Source organism: Streptomyces sp. NPDC031670 (genome assembly GCF_055580545.1).
Genome location: NZ_JBVILC010000006.1, coordinates 354,555 through 369,155 on the forward strand (window position 1 = coordinate 354,555; position 14,601 = coordinate 369,155).

A 14,601-nucleotide genomic window follows, 5' to 3' on the forward strand; every position below is an offset into this window, starting at 1 on the left:
GGATGGGGCGTCCTCTGTTCAGCCGAAGAAGACCCCCACCTCCTCGTAGAGCGCCGGGTCCACCGTCTTCAGGCGGGCCGTTGCCTCCGCGATCGGCACGCGGACGATGTCCGTGCCCTTCAGCGCCACCATCTTGCCGAAGTCGCCGTCCCGGACCGCCTCGATCGCGTGCAGGCCGAACCGCGTGGCCAGCCAGCGGTCGAAGGCGCTGGGGGTGCCGCCGCGCTGGACGTGGCCCAGGACCGTCGTCCTGGCCTCCTTGCCCGTGCGCTTCTCGATCTCCTTGGCCAGCCACTCCCCTACGCCGGAGAGCCGGACATGGCCGAAGGAGTCGAGCGTCTGGTCCTTCAGGACCATGTCGCCGTCCTTCGGCACCGCGCCCTCCGCGACGACCACGATCGGCGCGTACGACGCCTTGAAGCGGGAGGTGATCCAGCCGCAGACCTGGTCCACGTCGAAGCGCTGCTCGGGGATGAGGATGACGTTGGCACCGCCCGCCAGGCCCGAGTGCAGGGCGATCCAGCCCGCGTGGCGGCCCATCACCTCGACGACCAGGACCCGCATATGGGACTCGGCCGTGGTGTGGAGGCGGTCGATGGCCTCCGTCGCGATGCCGACCGCCGTGTCGAAGCCGAAGGTGTAGTCCGTCGCCGAGAGGTCGTTGTCGATGGTCTTCGGTACGCCGACGCACTTCACGCCGTACTCGTCGCTGAGCCGGGCCGCCACCCCCAGGGTGTCCTCGCCGCCGATCGCGATCATCGCGTCGACCTCGTACTTGGCGAGGTTCTCCCTGATGCGGCGCACCCCGTCCTCGGCCTTGAGCGGGTTGGTGCGCGAGGAGCCGAGGATGGTGCCGCCCCGGGGCAGGATGCCGCGCACGGCGGGGATGTCCAGCTTGACGGTGCGCCCCTCCAGTGGGCCGCGCCAGCCGTCCTTGAACCCTACGAAGTCAAAGCCGTACTCCTGCACGCCCTTGCGGACGACGCCCCGGATGACGGCGTTGAGCCCGGGGCAGTCACCGCCTCCGGTCAGTACTCCGACCCGCATGGAATTGTCCCTTCGCCGTGACGGACGCATGGGAGGCCCCGAAGGCCTCCACGGGTCACGCTAAGGGTGACGCAGGTCACCCCGGGATGGGGTGAATGGTCAATTCCTTGGATTCAGGCGGCTGTTGACGGGTGGTCATTCACCCGTACGAGCGGAGCACGTCCGCGCGCGCGTGGCTCACACCTCGTCGAGGCCCTGCTCTATCGCGTACCGCACGAGCTCCACGCGGTTGTGGAGCTGGAGCTTGCCCAGGGTGTTCTGGACGTGGTTCTGGACGGTGCGGTGCGAGATGACCAGACGCTCGGCGATCTGCTTGTAGGACAGGCCCTTGGCCACCAGGCGCAGCACCTCGGTCTCGCGCTCGGTGAGCTGCGGCGCCTTGGGCTCGTCGGCGGCGACGGGCGCCGGGTCCGAGGCGAGCCGGCGGTACTCGCCGAGGACCAGGCCGGCCAGGCCCGGGGTGAACACCGGGTCGCCGACGGCGGTGCGGCGCACCGCGTCGGTGAGCTCCTCGGTGCTCGCGGACTTCAGCAGATAGCCGGTGGCCCCGGACTTCACGGCCTCCAGGACGTCGGCGTGCTCCCCGGAGGCGGACAGGACCAGGACCCTGAGCGCCGGGTTGGCGCCGACCAGTTCCTTGCAGACCTGGACACCCGGCATCCCGGGCAGATTGAGGTCCAGGACCAGCACGTCGGGGGTGACCGCCTGGGCGCGGCGGACCGCCTGCGGGCCGTCCCCGGCCGTGGCCACCACGTCGAACCCGGCCGCCGCCAGGTCGCGGGCGACCGCGTCCCGCCACATCGGGTGGTCGTCGACCACCATGACCTTCACCGTCTGCCGCTCACTCATACCTTCGCCTTCCCCCGTGGAACCTTCAGCTCTACTTCCGTCCCCTGGCCCGGCACCGAGATCAGCTCGGCGGTGCCGCCCAGGTCCCGCAGCCGGCCGCGGATCGAGAGGGCGACGCCCATGCGCCCCTCCCCCTCGGCCTGCGCGAGCCGGCCCTCCGGGATGCCGGGACCGTCGTCCCGGACCGTCACGATCACTTCGTCCCCCCAGTCCTCGACCAGGATCCAGGCCTGGGCCGACTCCCCCGCGTGTCTGCGGACATTGTCCAACGCGGCACTGACAGCGGCTGCGAGCTCCCGCGCCGCCGGGGGCGCGAGCAGCACCGGAGCGCCCGGTTCCGCGAGCGAGACGCGCGAGCCGGCGTGCGGGGCGAGCAGGGTGCGCAGATCCACCTCGGCGTCCTCGGCCCCGGACCGCGCCTCGTCCTCGTCGTCGTCGTCGTCGACCGTACGGACCAGGGCGCCCAGCGCCGGGTCATCCGACGCGCGCGTGGTGGGCACCAGGCCGCTGGAGACCAGCGTCCGCAGGGCGACCTCCTGCTCCCCGGCCATCCGGCCGAGCTCCGCGGCCTCGCCGCCGAGCGCGGTGCCGCGCCGCTGCACCATGGCCAGGACCTGGAGCACGCTGTCGTGGATGTCGCGGGCCAGCCGCTCCCGCTCCCGGGTGGCGGCCTCGATCTCCAGGGCGCGGGCGAGGGTCGCCTCGCTCGCGCGGGCGACCTCCACCACGTATCCGATGGCGATGGACGCGACCCACACGAGCAGCACGTTGTGGAGCGTGTCCCGGGTGGGAGTGCCGCGCTCGACCAGGTTGGCGGCGGCGACCAGCGAGGAGGCGAAGGCGGCCCAGCGCCAGCCGCCCTTGATCGCGAACGCGAGCACCGAGCCGGCCGTCCATATGGTCGGCAGCGTCGGGCCGTTCACCGACTGGGCGTCGGTGTCCGCCAGCGGGGTGAGCAGGATGCCGGTGAGCGCGATCGTCAGGTCCACGCCGAGGAACCGCTTGGTGCAGTTCGCCGCGTTCGCCACCCGGGGCAGCGTCGCCAGCGTCCACACGGCCAGCACCGACAGGAAGGCGACGGCCACCCGGGCGCGCTCGAAGTGCCGGTACTCCGACACGAAGACCAGCACCGCGTAGAGCATCGTCAGGACGCGGTACGCGGTGAGCGCGCGCCACAGCGGCAGCTCCACGGACATCCTGATGACGCGCTCGCGCTTCGCCATGCTCCCCCACCCCTGAAACGAACGGACGCGACCGGTACCGCCGCCCTAGTCGCCGGGCCGTTCCGCCCGCTTGGCCTGCTCGGCCTCCCGGGCCTTCTCGGCTCGCTCGGCCGCCTTCTCCTCGTCGGCCTTCCGCTTGGCCTCGTCCGCGATCTGGCGCTTGGCCGCGGTCGCGTAGACGTCCACGTACTCCTGGCCGGAGAGCTTCATGATCTCGTACATGACCTCGTCGGTCACCGAGCGCAGGATGAAGCGGTCGCCCTCCATGCCGTGGTAGCGGCTGAAGTCGAGCGGCTTGCCGATGCGGATGCCGGGGCGCATCAGCTTGGGCATGACCTTCCCGGGCGGCTGGATCTTCTCCGTGTCGATCATGGCGACCGGGATCACGGGCGCGCCGGTGGCGAGCGCCACGCGCGCGAGGCCGCCGGGCTTGCCGCGGTAGAGGCGGCCGTCGGGCGAGCGGGTGCCCTCCGGGTAGATCCCGAACAGCTCACCGCGCTCCAGCACCTCGATACCGCTCTTGATGGCCGCCTCGCCCGCGCCGCGCGCGCCGGAGCGGTCCACCGGGAGCTGGCCGACGCCCTTGAAGAAGGCGGCGGTCAGCCTGCCCTTCACGCCGGGCGAGGTGAAGTACTCCGCCTTGGCGATGAACGTCACCTTGCGGTCGAGGACCGCCGGCAGGAAGAAGGAGTCCGAGAAGGAGAGGTGGTTGCTGGCGAGGATCGCCGGCCCCTCGGCGGGAATGTTGTCGAGGCCCTCCACCCAGGGCCTGAAGGCAAGCTTCAGCGATCCGCCGATGGAGAACTTCATAGCGCCGTAGATCAACTCGGATGCCTTCCCTCTGTCTGTCGAACAGACCTTAACCCGTACGGGACCCGCCCTTCCGCGCGCGGGCCGGTGACGGCTCTGGTCGGTGTCAGTCCGGTCGCGTACCGTGAAGTACGACTCCCCAGCCCCTGCTCATGAACAGGAGACCCCGGTGCCGGTCCTCCCTGGAGCCGAGCCGTTCCGCCACGAGGGCGGAGAGGTCGGCGTCCTCCTCTGTCACGGCTTCACCGGTTCCCCGCAGTCGCTGCGCCCCTGGGCCGAATTCCTGGCCGAGCGCGGTCTGACGGTCGAGCTTCCGCTGCTGCCCGGACACGGCACGCGCTGGCAGGACATGCAGCTCACCGGCTGGCAGGACTGGTACGCGGAAGTGGACCGGGCGCTGCGCGAGCTGAGCGGCCGGTGCGAGCAGGTCTTCGTCTTCGGCCTCTCCATGGGCGGCGCGCTCGCCCTGCGCCTGGCGGCGAAGCACGGGGACGCGGTCAGCGGCGTCGTCGTGGTCAACCCGGGCAACAAGGTGCACGGCCTGGCCGCGCACGCGCTGCCGGTGGTGCGCCACTTCGTGCGCTCCACCAAGGGCATCGCCAGCGACATCGCCAAGGAGGGCTCGGCGGAGGTGGGGTACGACAGGGTGCCGCTGCACTCGGCGCACGCCCTGCGCAACTTCTTCCGGCTGGTCGACCACGAGCTGCCGCAGGTCACCCAGCCGCTGCTGCTGCTGCACAGCCCGCAGGACCATGTGGTGCCGCCTGCCGACTCGGCGCGGATCCTGCGCCGGGTCTCGTCCGCGGACGTCACCGAGATCCTCCTGGAACACAGCTACCACGTGGCGACGTTGGACCACGATGCGGAGCGGATTTTCGAGGAGAGTCACGCGTTCATCGGCCGCCTCGCTCCTGGTGTCGGTATGAAGGGGAGCATGACCGGTGGCTGAGCACGACGCGGACCGCGAGCCGCAGCCGATCGACGAGGAGGCCGCCTGGGCGGCGATCGTGGCGGGGTACGGCGACGAGCCGTCCGACCCGCCGGGCGCCAAGCCGTTCAAGTCGGTGGAGGACCTGGCGCTCCTGGAGAGCGAGCCCAACATCACGCCCGAGGCCCCGGCGAAGCCCGAGCCGCCCGAGCCCCGGCCCAGACCGCTGGGCAGCTCGGTGGTCTTCGCGCCCGGGGTGGGCGGGCCGCGGGACTTCACGGTGAAGGAGCCCTCCGACGACGGCACGGACGACGGTGACGAGGGCCATTTCGTCCCGCCGGAGCCGCCGCCGCTGCCGGAGTCGGACGTGACGGCGAAGTTCGCCTGGCTGGCGGTGATCGGCGGTCCGCTGCTGATGCTGCTGGCGGCGATCCTCCGCTGGGAGTTCACCTGGTGGCTCACCACGCTGGGGGTGGGCGGCTTCATCGGGGGCTTCGCCACCCTGTTCGCCCGGATGAGCCAGGACGACGAGGGCGACGACGACCCGGGCCGGGGCGCGGTGGTCTAGCTCTCCTTCCCGGGGCTCGGCCCCGGCCCCCTGTTCTGCCCGGGGTTCATCTGCGGCCCGGCCGTGGGCCGGTCGCGCAGTTCCCCGCGCCCCTTGAATGGCGCTGCGCGGCAATCCCCTGGGCGCCCGAAGGGGGCGCATCAAGGGGCGCGGGGAACTGCGCGAGCAACCGTCCACCAGGCCGCAGGCGGGCGACATGGTCCCCCGGAGGGTTCAGGGGAGGGGCGGGGTGGGGGGATCTGTCGGGACCCGCAGCGCCGCCAGTACCGGCAGATGGTCCGTCGCCGCGACGAGGTCCGCCCGCGACACCCCCGCCAGCCCTACGGGCACCCCGCACCCCAGCACCTCCACACCCGCCGTGGCGAAGAGCGCGTCGATGCGCTGATGGGGGTCGGCCGGGGTCGAGGTGTACTCACCGCCCCAGGGCCGTACCGCCCAGCAGTCCTGGAGCCCGTCCGCCAGGCGGCGGAACGCGCGGCCGTCGGGGCGGTCGTTCAGATCGCCGCCCGCGACCGCGTGCGGCACGTCCAGCGCCGCGAGGTGGTCGAGCAGCAGCCCCGCCTGGGTGTGCCGCTCCTCCGCCTGAAGGCTCAGATGACAGCTGAGGACCCCGAGCCGGGCGCCCCCGACCCGTACCACCGCGGAGGCGAAGCCGCGTCGGTGCAGGCCCGGAGTGAGCGGGAGCAGGACGTCCTGGGTGCGCTCCACCACCGCCCGCAGCGAGCACAGCAGCAGCGGGCCCGCGGCCGTGGCGCCGCCGCTGAGGACCACGAGGCCGCTCGCCGCCGCGAGTCGTGCGGCGGCCTTGCGCCAGCGGAAGAAGCGCGGCGCCTCCTGGACGAGGACCAGGTCCGGGTCGCAGGCGCTGATCACCCGGGCCAGTGCCGCGGTGTCGTCGCGCATCGAGCGGATGTTGTAGCTGAGGACACGGATCACGGCCGAGCCGTTCTCCGTACGGGACGCGGGAAGATCGGTGAGCGGCATGGGGCACAAGATAGAGCAGCGCCCGCCGCGTCCGTGACGGACGCGGCGGGCGCTCAACCACCGTACGGGGGCGGGGGCTCAGCCCTGGCGGGCCAGGTCCGCCGCGCCGACCAGACCGGCCTTGTTGCCGAGCTGGGCCGCGAGCACCTGGGCGTGCGGACGCCACTCGCCGCCGATCAGCCAGCGCCGGAACGACTTGCGGATCGGGTCGAGGACCAGCTCGCCCTCGTCCGAGACACCGCCGCCGACGATGAACGCCGAGGGGTCGAAGAGCGAGGCCAGGTCGGCCAGGCCCGCGCCCGCCCAGCGGGCCAGTTCACGGAAGGAGTCCACCGCGACGGGGTCGCCCTGCCGGGCGGCGGCGCTGATGTGCTTGCCCTCGATGCCCTCGATGGTGCCGTCGCCGAGGCCGAGGAGGATCTCGGCGTTCTCGGGGGTGGCGTTGGCGCGCTGGCGGGCGTACCGCACGAGCGCGCGCCCCGAGGCGTACTGCTCCCAGCAGCCCTGGCTGCCGCAGCCGCACAGGAGGCCGTCGGGCACCACCCGGACGTGCCCGAACTCGGCGGCCACGCCGAAGCGTCCACGGCGCAGCTTGTTGCCGATGATGATGCCGCCGCCCAGGCCCGTGCCGAGGGTGATACAGATGACGTCCTCGTGGCCCTGGCCGGCACCGAACCGGTACTCGCCCCAGGCAGCCGCGTTGGCGTCGTTCTCCACCACCACGGGGAGCCCGACCCGCTGCTCGACCTTGTCCTTCAGCGGCTCGTGGCGCCAGTCGATGTTGGGTGCGAAGAGGACGGTGGCGCGCTTGTCGTCGACGTATCCGGCGGCGCCGATGCCGACGGCGTCGATCTGGTGCCCCTTGCCGGCCCCTTCGACCGCGGCGCAGATCGCGTCCACGATGGCGTCAGCGGTCAGCGGCGTGGGCACGGTGTGCGTCTCCAGGATGTGGCCCTCCTCGTCGACCACTCCCGCCGCGATCTTGGTGCCGCCGATGTCGACGCCGATGGTGAGTCCCATTAAGTCCCTCAGTTTTCGGTCGAGCCCCGCTAAGGCCCACCGTACCCGAGGGCGGGCACCGGTCAGTCAGTCCAGGTCGATGTGCTCGGTCGGGCCCGCGCCCGCTCCGCCGTCGTCCTTCTTCGCCCCGCCGGACGCGCTGTCGGACGGGCCGCCCGCCGTCCAGCGGCGCTCGGCGCCCTCGACCGCCGAGCGGTAGGCGGCCAGCAGCTCGCCGCCGGCCGCGGCGAGGTGGTCGAAGACGTCCGGGTTGCGCTCGATGACCGGCTCGACCACCGCCCTGGCCTGGCCGATCAGCTGCTGCACGGCGCTCTGCGCGGCCATGCCGGGCAGCGAGGACCGCAGGGAGGAGACCTTGTCGGCGACGGCGTCGACCAGTCTGCGCAGCTCCTCGGCGGCCGAGCCGGGCTGCGTCCCGTAGGCGGCGCGGCGGCGCGCCTTCTCCTCGGCGAGGTCCTCGGCGCACGCGTCGGCCCAGGCATCCGCGTCGGGTGCGGGGCGCTCGGTGGCTTCGCTCATGGCGGACTCCAGCTGCTGAGGAAGGGTCTGTCCTCTCGACGTTACCCGAACGGGGGTACGGCGTTCAGGATGTCCGGGGCCACAGGTCGGGGTCCGGGGTGAACCGGATCCTCAGCACGCCGTCGGTGAGCCCGGCGCCGGAGACCGTGCAGCGCCGCAGCGCGGAGGGCAGGGGGGCGATCCTGCGGAACGGTCCGGCGGTGAGCAGGAGTTCGTCGCCGCGCCGCACCAGGTTGAGCCGGTCCCGGTCGGCGCCGGGCAGCGGCAGGTGCCACACCAGGACGCCGTCGTCGGCCAGCCGGTCCTCGATGTGCCAGGCCGGGGCGGGTGCGGGGGCGTGCCCGGCCCACGGCCCGCTCCCGCCGGCCAGTTCGTCCAGGTCTTCCGGGCCCTCGGGATCGCGGCCCAGGTGCGCGACCTCGTACAGCGGTACGCCCTCGAACTCCTCCGCCAGCTCCTTGAGCGCGCACTGCTGGCGGCCGGAGAGCGCGGCGAGGAAACGGTCCGTCGAGCCGGTGGGCAGCACCCGGTTGGCGATCACCGCGTCCGGGGTGATCTCGTGCAGCGCCAGACCGAGCCGGGCGGTGCGCAGGGCGGCGACACCGGCCGCGCCGGGCTCGGCGACCAGCCGTACGGTCGTCGCCGGGTCCCGGACCACGGCCTCGGCGGCGGCCAGCTCCGCGTCCCAGCGCGCGGCCGTCTCGTACAGCCACCGCGCGGGCATCGGGACCCCGGCGAGCTGGGCGAGGACCGGGCGCAGCGAGCGGGCGGCCTGGCGCTCGGGCGGCAGCAGCCGGCGCAGATAGCGCCGCAGCTGCCCGGGCAGGGCGAGGGCGGCGATGCTCTGGTGGACCGGCGGCATGTCGACGACGACCAGGTCGTGGCCGCCGGCCGCCGCCTCGCGCACCGCCCTGAGCAGGGCGAGCTGCTCGGCGCCGGGCAGCTCGGTCAGCTCCTCCTCGTCGAGGCGGCCCGCGCCCAGGAGCTCCAGGGCGGTGGTGGCGCGGTCCTGGAGGGCGAGCAGTTCGCCGCGGAAGTGGGCGGCGGAGTCGATGCGTACGACGTCGAGACCGGGCACGTCCTCGTCGCCGCGGAGCCGGGCCGCGAAGTCCTCGCGGTCCGCGGACAGGAGCAGGGTGCGCGCACCGCGCCGGGCCGCCGCGAGCGCGGTCGCGGCGGCGACGGTGGTGCGGCCCGCGCCGCCGGGACCGGTGACGAGGACCGTGCGCATCCTCAGGCCTTCTCGGTCCCGTCGGCGGTGCCGTCGGCGGTGCCGGCCGCGCCGCTCTCGACGCGCTTCTTCAGACCGGCGAGCGCGCGGTCGATGATGACCTTCTCGGCCTTGCGCTTGATCATGCCGAGCATGGGGATCTTGACGTCCACGGTCAGCTGGTAGGTGACCTCGGTGTGGCCGCCGGGAGCGTCGGCGAGGCTGTACGAGCCGTCGAGGGAGCGCAGCATCTGGGACTTCACCAGGCTCCAGCTCACCTTGCGGGAGCCGTCCCAGGTGTACTTGAGGGTGTGGTCGTCCTTGATGGCGCCCGCGTCCAGCACCAGACGGACCTGCTCGGCGCGGCCCTCGGCGTCCTTGGACAGCACCTCGGCCTCCTTCACCTCTCCGGTCCACTGCGGGTACCGGGCGAAGTCGGCGATCACCCCCATCACGTCGGCGGGTGCCGCCTCGATGGTGATAGACGAGCTGGTGTGTTCCGCCATCGTCGTGGCTCCTCCAGTGCGCGGGCCGGTGTGTGGGGGTCGGTAGACGTGCAGGCTATCGCGTGCCGCCGGGGCCTCTCGCCGGTGCCCGGCTCACCACCGGAGCGCGAAGGGCCGGGAAGTGGCGGCGAAGTGGCCGACGTTCACGCATTCGGTGCGGCCGATCCGGACCCGGCGGGCGAGCGGCTGGTGGACGTGGCCGAAGAGGGAGTACCGGGGCCCGGTCTTGCGGATGGCTTCGAGCAGGGCGCGCGAGCCGCGTTCGAAGCGGCGGGCGACCGTGTCGTAGACCAGCTCGGGGACGTCCGGCGGAATGTGCGAGCAGAGCACGTCGACCTCGCCGAGCGCCTCGACCTTGGCCGCGTACTCCTCGTCGGAGATCTCGTGGGGCGTGCGCATCGGGGTGCGCAGTCCGCCGCCCACGAAGCCGAAGACCCGGCCGCCGATCTCGACCCGCTCGCCGTCCAGGACCGTGATGCCCGGACCGGCGTACTGCGGCCAGAGGGTCGGTATGTCGACATTGCCGTAGGTGGCGTACGTCGGGGTGGGGAAGGCGGCGAACATCTCGGCGTACTGCCGGCGGACCGCCGCCTCGATGGCGGCCTCCCGGTCGAGTCCGGCCCACAGCGAGCGGCCCAGCTCACGGGCCTCCTCGAAGCGCCGGGCGGTGCGCAGGGCGACGATCCGGTGGGCGTTCTCGACGCCGAAGAGGTCGGGGAAGATCCCGCGCGAGTGATCGGCGTAGTCGAGGAAAAGGACGAGGTCACCCAGGCAGACAAGGGCGTCCGCGCCGTCGCCCGCCTTCGCCAGGCCCTCGGCGTTTCCGTGCACATCGCTGATCACATGTACTCGCATGCAGCCACCCTAGGCGGCCGGACCTGCGGTTACTTCCGAGTCGCGAAAGGAGTGGACTACTGTGCGCCAAGCGGCGCGAAATCCGTGTGACGCAGCGAACATCTGACCAGGACCCCCTATCGGGAACCCACTACCGGTGGGTAACGTCCGGGCAGTCCAGTCGTGCTCGGAGCAGACCCCCAACAAGTTGCTCCGGGCACCTGCCCGATCTTGGACCGCAGCCGGTGCGTCACACAGAGCCGTGGCACCGGCGCCCGATGAGGAGCAGCAGTCTTGCGCGAGTTCAGCCTTCCGGCCCTGTACGAGGTCCCCACGGACGGCAACCTGACGGATCTGATCCGCCGCAATGCCGCTCAGCATCCCGATGTCGCGGTCATGGGCCGCAAGGTCGCGGGACGCTGGACCGATGTCACCGCCACCCAGTTCCTCGCCGAGGTCCGCGGCGTGGCCAAGGGCCTCATCGCCGCCGGCGTCGAGCCCGGCGACCGGGTGGCCCTGCTGTCCCGTACCCGCTACGAGTGGGTGCTGCTCGACTTCGCCATCTGGAGCGCGGGCGCGGTCACCGTCCCCGTGTACGAGACGAGCTCGCCCGAGCAGATCCAGTGGATCCTGGGCGACTCCGGCGCGACGCTGTGCGTGGTGGAGACCGAGGCGCACCTGGCGTCCGTCACCGCCGTGCAGTCGGCGCTGCCCGCCCTCAAGGGCGTCTGGCAGCTGGAGGCGGACGCGGTGGCGCAGCTCACCGCGGGCGGCTCGGACATCTCGGACGAGCTGCTCGACCAGCGGATGTCCTCGGCGCACGCCGACGACCCGGCGACCATCGTCTACACCTCGGGCACCACCGGCCGCCCCAAGGGCTGTGTGCTGACCCACCGCGCCTTCTTCGCGGAGTGCGGCAACGTGGTCGAGCGCCTCAAGCCGCTCTTCCGCACCGGCGAGTGCTCGGTCCTGCTCTTCCTGCCCGCGGCCCATGTCTTCGGGCGGCTCGTCGAGGTGGCGTCGGTGATGGCGCCGATCAAGCTCGGCTGCGTACCGGACATCAAGAACCTCACCGACGAGCTGGCCTCGTTCCGGCCGACGCTGATCCTCGGTGTGCCGCGGGTCTTCGAGAAGGTCTACAACGCGGCGCGGGCCAAGGCGCAGGCGGACGGCAAGGGCGCGATCTTCGACAAGGCCGCCCACACCGCCATCGCCTACAGCCGCGCGCTCGGCACCCCGCAGGGCCCCTCGCTCGGCCTGAAGATCAAGCACAAGGTCTTCGACCGGCTGGTCTTCAGCAAGCTGCGCGCGGTGCTCGGCGGCAAGGGCGAGTACGCGATCTCCGGCGGCGCCCCGCTGGGCGAGCGGCTCGGCCACTTCTTCCGGGGCATCGGCTTCACGGTCCTGGAGGGCTACGGCCTCACCGAGTCCTGCGCCGCGACCGCGTTCAACCCGTGGGACCGCCAGAAGATCGGTACGGTCGGGCAGCCGCTGCCGGGCTCCGTGGTGCGCATCGCGGACGACGGCGAGGTGCTGCTGCACGGCGAGCACCTGTTCACGGGGTACTGGAACAACGAGGCGGCGAGCGCGGAGGCGCTGGCCGACGGCTGGTTCCACACCGGGGACATCGGCACGCTCGACGAGGACGGTTACCTCGCGATCACGGGCCGCAAGAAGGAGATCATCGTCACGGCGGGCGGCAAGAACGTCGCCCCGGCGGTGATCGAGGACCGCATCCGCGCGCACGCGCTGGTCGCGGAGTGCATGGTGGTCGGTGACGGGCGGCCGTTCGTGGGCGCGCTGGTCACGCTCGACGAGGAGTTCCTGGCCCACTGGGCGGCGGACCACGGCAAGCCGGCCGGTTCCTCGGCGGCCTCGCTGCGGCAGGACGCGGAGCTGCTGGCGGAGGTGCAGCGGGCGGTCGACGACGGCAACGCGGCGGTCTCCAAGGCGGAATCGGTGCGGAAATTCCGCATTCTCACCTCCCAGTTCACGGAGGAGGCGGGGCACATCACCCCGTCGCTGAAGCTCAAGCGCAATGTCGTGGCGAAGGACTTCGCCGACGAGATCGAGGCGATCTACGCGCACTGATCGGGCGGGGCCGATCAGGCCGACCGATCATCAGGCCGGGACGTCCTCCGCGAGGACGCGCTGGACGTTGCGCTCGGCGAGCGCCGTGATCGTGACGAACGGGTTGACGCCGATGGAGCCGGGGATGAGGGCTCCATCGGTGACGTACAGGCCCGGATACCCCTTCACCCGCCCGTAGCCGTCGGTCGCCCGCCCCAACGGGCAGCCGCCGAGCGGGTGGTAGCAGAAGCCGTCCGCGAACGGGGTGCCGTTGCCGAACAGGTCGTACCGGTACATCGTCGCGTTCCTGAGGTTGATCCGGTCGAAGAGCCTCTTCGTGGCGTCGACCGAGGGCTGGTTCTGCGCCCTGGTCCAGTTGAGCTTCACGGAGTCGGTCGCCGGGTCGTACGAGAAGGTGCCGCGCTGGGGGTTCCTGGTGATCGCCAGATAGAGGCTCACCCAGTGCTCGAAGCCCATGGGCAGCGGGGCGATCTCGGCGAAGACCGGGCCGGCGGCGTTGTCCCAGTCGTCGATGCCCAGGGCGGGCATGGTGGCCTCGTCGGCGCCCACCGTGTCCCACACGTGGTTGGCGCGGGCCGTCATGATGTTGCCGTTGGGGCCCCAGCCGGTGCCGACGGCCGGGTCGAGGGCGGGCAGTGTGCCCCTCTCGCGGGCGCGCACCAGCAGTTCGGTGGTGCCGAGGCTGCCGGCGCCGAGGAAGAGTCTGCCGCAGCCGATCTCCCGGGTCTCCACGACCTTTCCGGTCAGGTCGATGCGGTCGGCGGTGACGACGTACGTGCCGTCGGGCTCCCGGCGGATCGCGCGGGCGCGGTGCAGGGTGTCGATGGTGACCTTGCCGGTGCCCAGCGCGGCGGCGAGGTAGGTCTTGTCGACGGATCTCTTGCCGTGGTTGTTGCCGTAGATGACCTCGCCCGCGAGCGCGGAGCGGGTGGCGGTGCCGGCGGCTTCGCGCTGCATGTAGCCGAAGTCGTAGACGTTGGGCACGAAGACGGTCCTCAGCCCGGCGTTCTGGGCGGCCTTGCGGGAGGTACGGGCGAACCTGTACCACTCGGTGGACTCGAACCAGGCCGGGTCGACGGAGTTGACCCCGAGCATGGCGTTGGCGCGCGGGAAGTACGTGGCGTACATCTCGGCGGCGTCGACCTCCGGCAGGACCTGGGTGAAGTAGTCGCGGCGGGGGGTGACGGCCATGCCGCCGTTGACCAGCGAGCCGCCGCCGACGCCGCGTCCCACGTACACGGACATGTCGCCGTAGTTCACGCGGTCGAGGACGCCCGGGTAGGGGCTGATGGTCTTGTTGACGACATCCAGCCAGAGGAACGTGGCGAGAGGTGCCTCGGTGCGGGTGCGGAACCACATGGAGCGCTGGTCCGGGGCGGAGGTCGAGCAGAAGACCTTGCCGTCCTGGGCGGGGGTGTCCCAGAGCCGTCCCATCTCCAGGACGAGGGTCTGGACGCCGGCCTGGCCGAGCCTGAGCGCGGCGACGGCGGCGCCGTAGCCGGAGCCGATGACCAGGGCGGGGGTGTGGGTGACGGCCTGCGCCTGCGCGGCGCGGGCGGGGTCGAGGGTGATTCTGGGCAGGCCCAGCAGGGCGGCGGTCTGGAGGGCGCCGAGACCCAGGAGGTGACGGCGCGTCAGTTTTGGTGTCATGCGCGCAGCATGGGCGGAATTCGGGCTTCCGCCCAGTGGTCACGCTGTCTTAAATCTGAGTGACCGTCAGGGGTGGGAGTGTGCAGTGTGCGTGGGCCCGGGGTTCGTCTGCGGGCCGGTGGTGGGTTGCTCACCTTCCCGCAAGCGGGGAGGGGTCGTGCATCGCCTGCGGGTGGGTGGTGGGTTGCTCGCGCAGTTCCCCGCGCCCCTGGGCGGTTCGTCAGCTGCGGCCCGGCGGGTGGCCGGTCGCGCAGTTCCCCGCGCCGCTGGGCAGTTCGTCGCCTGCGGGCCAGTGGGTGGCCGGTCGCGCAGGGCAGTTCGTCACCTGCGGCCCGGTGGGTGGCCGGTCGCGCAGTTCCCCG

At 72.1% G+C, this 14,601-nt stretch carries 14 protein-coding genes; 3 read left to right on the top strand and 11 right to left on the bottom strand.

Going from position 1 to position 14,601, the window contains the following annotated elements; translation table 11 throughout:
• Positions 1–18: 18 nt before the first annotated feature.
• The 4 genes from ACZ5ID_RS14915 to ACZ5ID_RS14930 form a co-directional block, all read right to left on the bottom strand.
• A complete protein-coding gene (locus ACZ5ID_RS14915) occupies positions 19–1,047 on the bottom strand; it encodes a 6-phosphofructokinase (RefSeq protein WP_468897419.1) in 1,029 nt (342 codons plus the stop codon).
• A gap of 177 nt (positions 1,048–1,224) precedes the next feature.
• The gene (locus tag ACZ5ID_RS14920; RefSeq protein WP_468897420.1) at positions 1,225–1,896 is read right to left on the bottom strand and encodes a response regulator; all 672 of its coding nucleotides are present in this window, start codon (positions 1,894–1,896) and stop codon (positions 1,225–1,227) included.
• Positions 1,893–3,119 (bottom strand): MacS family sensor histidine kinase, encoded by a 1,227-nt coding sequence (macS, locus tag ACZ5ID_RS14925; RefSeq protein ID WP_468897422.1) that lies wholly within the window; start codon positions 3,117–3,119, stop codon positions 1,893–1,895. Before macS ends, ACZ5ID_RS14920 begins: the two co-directional genes overlap by 4 nt.
• 45 nt (positions 3,120–3,164) lie before the next feature.
• The gene (locus ACZ5ID_RS14930; protein WP_406556065.1) at positions 3,165–3,944 is read right to left on the bottom strand and encodes a lysophospholipid acyltransferase family protein; all 780 of its coding nucleotides are present in this window, start codon (positions 3,942–3,944) and stop codon (positions 3,165–3,167) included.
• A gap of 154 nt (positions 3,945–4,098) precedes the next feature.
• Here ACZ5ID_RS14930 and ACZ5ID_RS14935 point away from each other — a divergent pair, with 154 nt between their 5' ends.
• Positions 4,099–4,878 carry an alpha/beta hydrolase gene (locus ACZ5ID_RS14935; RefSeq protein WP_468897424.1) on the top strand — a complete coding sequence of 260 codons (780 nt, stop codon included), beginning with the start codon at positions 4,099–4,101 and terminating at the stop codon, positions 4,876–4,878.
• Positions 4,871–5,425 (top strand): hypothetical protein, encoded by a 555-nt coding sequence (locus tag ACZ5ID_RS14940; protein ID WP_468897426.1) that lies wholly within the window; start codon positions 4,871–4,873, stop codon positions 5,423–5,425. Before ACZ5ID_RS14935 ends, ACZ5ID_RS14940 begins: the two co-directional genes overlap by 8 nt.
• A 213-nt stretch (positions 5,426–5,638) precedes the next feature.
• On the opposite strand, the gene ACZ5ID_RS14945 is transcribed toward ACZ5ID_RS14940, so the two are convergent.
• From ACZ5ID_RS14945 to ACZ5ID_RS14970, 6 genes are all read right to left on the bottom strand, one after another.
• Entirely contained in the window at positions 5,639–6,409 is a 771-nt protein-coding gene (locus ACZ5ID_RS14945; protein WP_468897427.1) for an endonuclease/exonuclease/phosphatase family protein, read from the bottom strand.
• A gap of 78 nt (positions 6,410–6,487) precedes the next feature.
• Positions 6,488–7,429, bottom strand: a complete 942-nt coding sequence (locus ACZ5ID_RS14950; protein ID WP_468897429.1) for an ROK family glucokinase — start codon at positions 7,427–7,429, stop codon at positions 6,488–6,490.
• 66 nt (positions 7,430–7,495) lie between these two features.
• Positions 7,496–7,948 (bottom strand): DUF5304 domain-containing protein, encoded by a 453-nt coding sequence (locus tag ACZ5ID_RS14955; RefSeq protein WP_468897430.1) that lies wholly within the window; start codon positions 7,946–7,948, stop codon positions 7,496–7,498.
• Between the two features lie 64 nt (positions 7,949–8,012).
• Positions 8,013–9,179, bottom strand: a complete 1,167-nt coding sequence (locus ACZ5ID_RS14960) for an ArsA family ATPase (protein ID WP_468897432.1) — start codon at positions 9,177–9,179, stop codon at positions 8,013–8,015.
• Between the two features lie 2 nt (positions 9,180–9,181).
• Positions 9,182–9,664, bottom strand: a complete 483-nt coding sequence (locus ACZ5ID_RS14965) for an SRPBCC family protein (RefSeq protein ID WP_468897434.1) — start codon at positions 9,662–9,664, stop codon at positions 9,182–9,184.
• A 93-nt stretch (positions 9,665–9,757) separates the two neighbouring features.
• Complete coding sequence (locus tag ACZ5ID_RS14970; RefSeq protein WP_468897436.1) at positions 9,758–10,519, bottom strand: metallophosphoesterase family protein; 762 nt, start codon at positions 10,517–10,519, stop codon at positions 9,758–9,760.
• A 273-nt stretch (positions 10,520–10,792) separates the two neighbouring features.
• Between ACZ5ID_RS14970 and ACZ5ID_RS14975 the strand changes: the two genes are divergently transcribed.
• The gene (locus tag ACZ5ID_RS14975; protein WP_406554787.1) at positions 10,793–12,589 is read left to right on the top strand and encodes an AMP-dependent synthetase/ligase; all 1,797 of its coding nucleotides are present in this window, start codon (positions 10,793–10,795) and stop codon (positions 12,587–12,589) included.
• Positions 12,590–12,619: 30 nt separating this feature from the next.
• On the opposite strand, the gene ACZ5ID_RS14980 is transcribed toward ACZ5ID_RS14975, so the two are convergent.
• Positions 12,620–14,239 (bottom strand): GMC oxidoreductase, encoded by a 1,620-nt coding sequence (locus tag ACZ5ID_RS14980; protein ID WP_468897438.1) that lies wholly within the window; start codon positions 14,237–14,239, stop codon positions 12,620–12,622.
• Positions 14,240–14,601: the final 362 nt, after the last annotated feature.

Coding starts and splice junctions, on each gene's coding strand:
- ACZ5ID_RS14960 (WP_468897432.1), bottom strand. CDS start 9,179: ATGCGCACGGTCCTCGTCACCGGTCCCGGCGGCGCGGGCCGCACCACC.
- macS (WP_468897422.1), bottom strand. CDS start 3,119: ATGGCGAAGCGCGAGCGCGTCATCAGGATGTCCGTGGAGCTGCCGCTG.
- ACZ5ID_RS14980 (WP_468897438.1), bottom strand. CDS start 14,239: ATGACACCAAAACTGACGCGCCGTCACCTCCTGGGTCTCGGCGCCCTC.
- ACZ5ID_RS14970 (WP_468897436.1), bottom strand. CDS start 10,519: ATGCGAGTACATGTGATCAGCGATGTGCACGGAAACGCCGAGGGCCTG.
- ACZ5ID_RS14915 (WP_468897419.1), bottom strand. CDS start 1,047: ATGCGGGTCGGAGTACTGACCGGAGGCGGTGACTGCCCCGGGCTCAAC.
- ACZ5ID_RS14920 (WP_468897420.1), bottom strand. CDS start 1,896: ATGAGTGAGCGGCAGACGGTGAAGGTCATGGTGGTCGACGACCACCCG.
- ACZ5ID_RS14965 (WP_468897434.1), bottom strand. CDS start 9,664: ATGGCGGAACACACCAGCTCGTCTATCACCATCGAGGCGGCACCCGCC.
- ACZ5ID_RS14950 (WP_468897429.1), bottom strand. CDS start 7,429: ATGGGACTCACCATCGGCGTCGACATCGGCGGCACCAAGATCGCGGCG.
- ACZ5ID_RS14945 (WP_468897427.1), bottom strand. CDS start 6,409: ATGCCGCTCACCGATCTTCCCGCGTCCCGTACGGAGAACGGCTCGGCC.
- ACZ5ID_RS14955 (WP_468897430.1), bottom strand. CDS start 7,948: ATGAGCGAAGCCACCGAGCGCCCCGCACCCGACGCGGATGCCTGGGCC.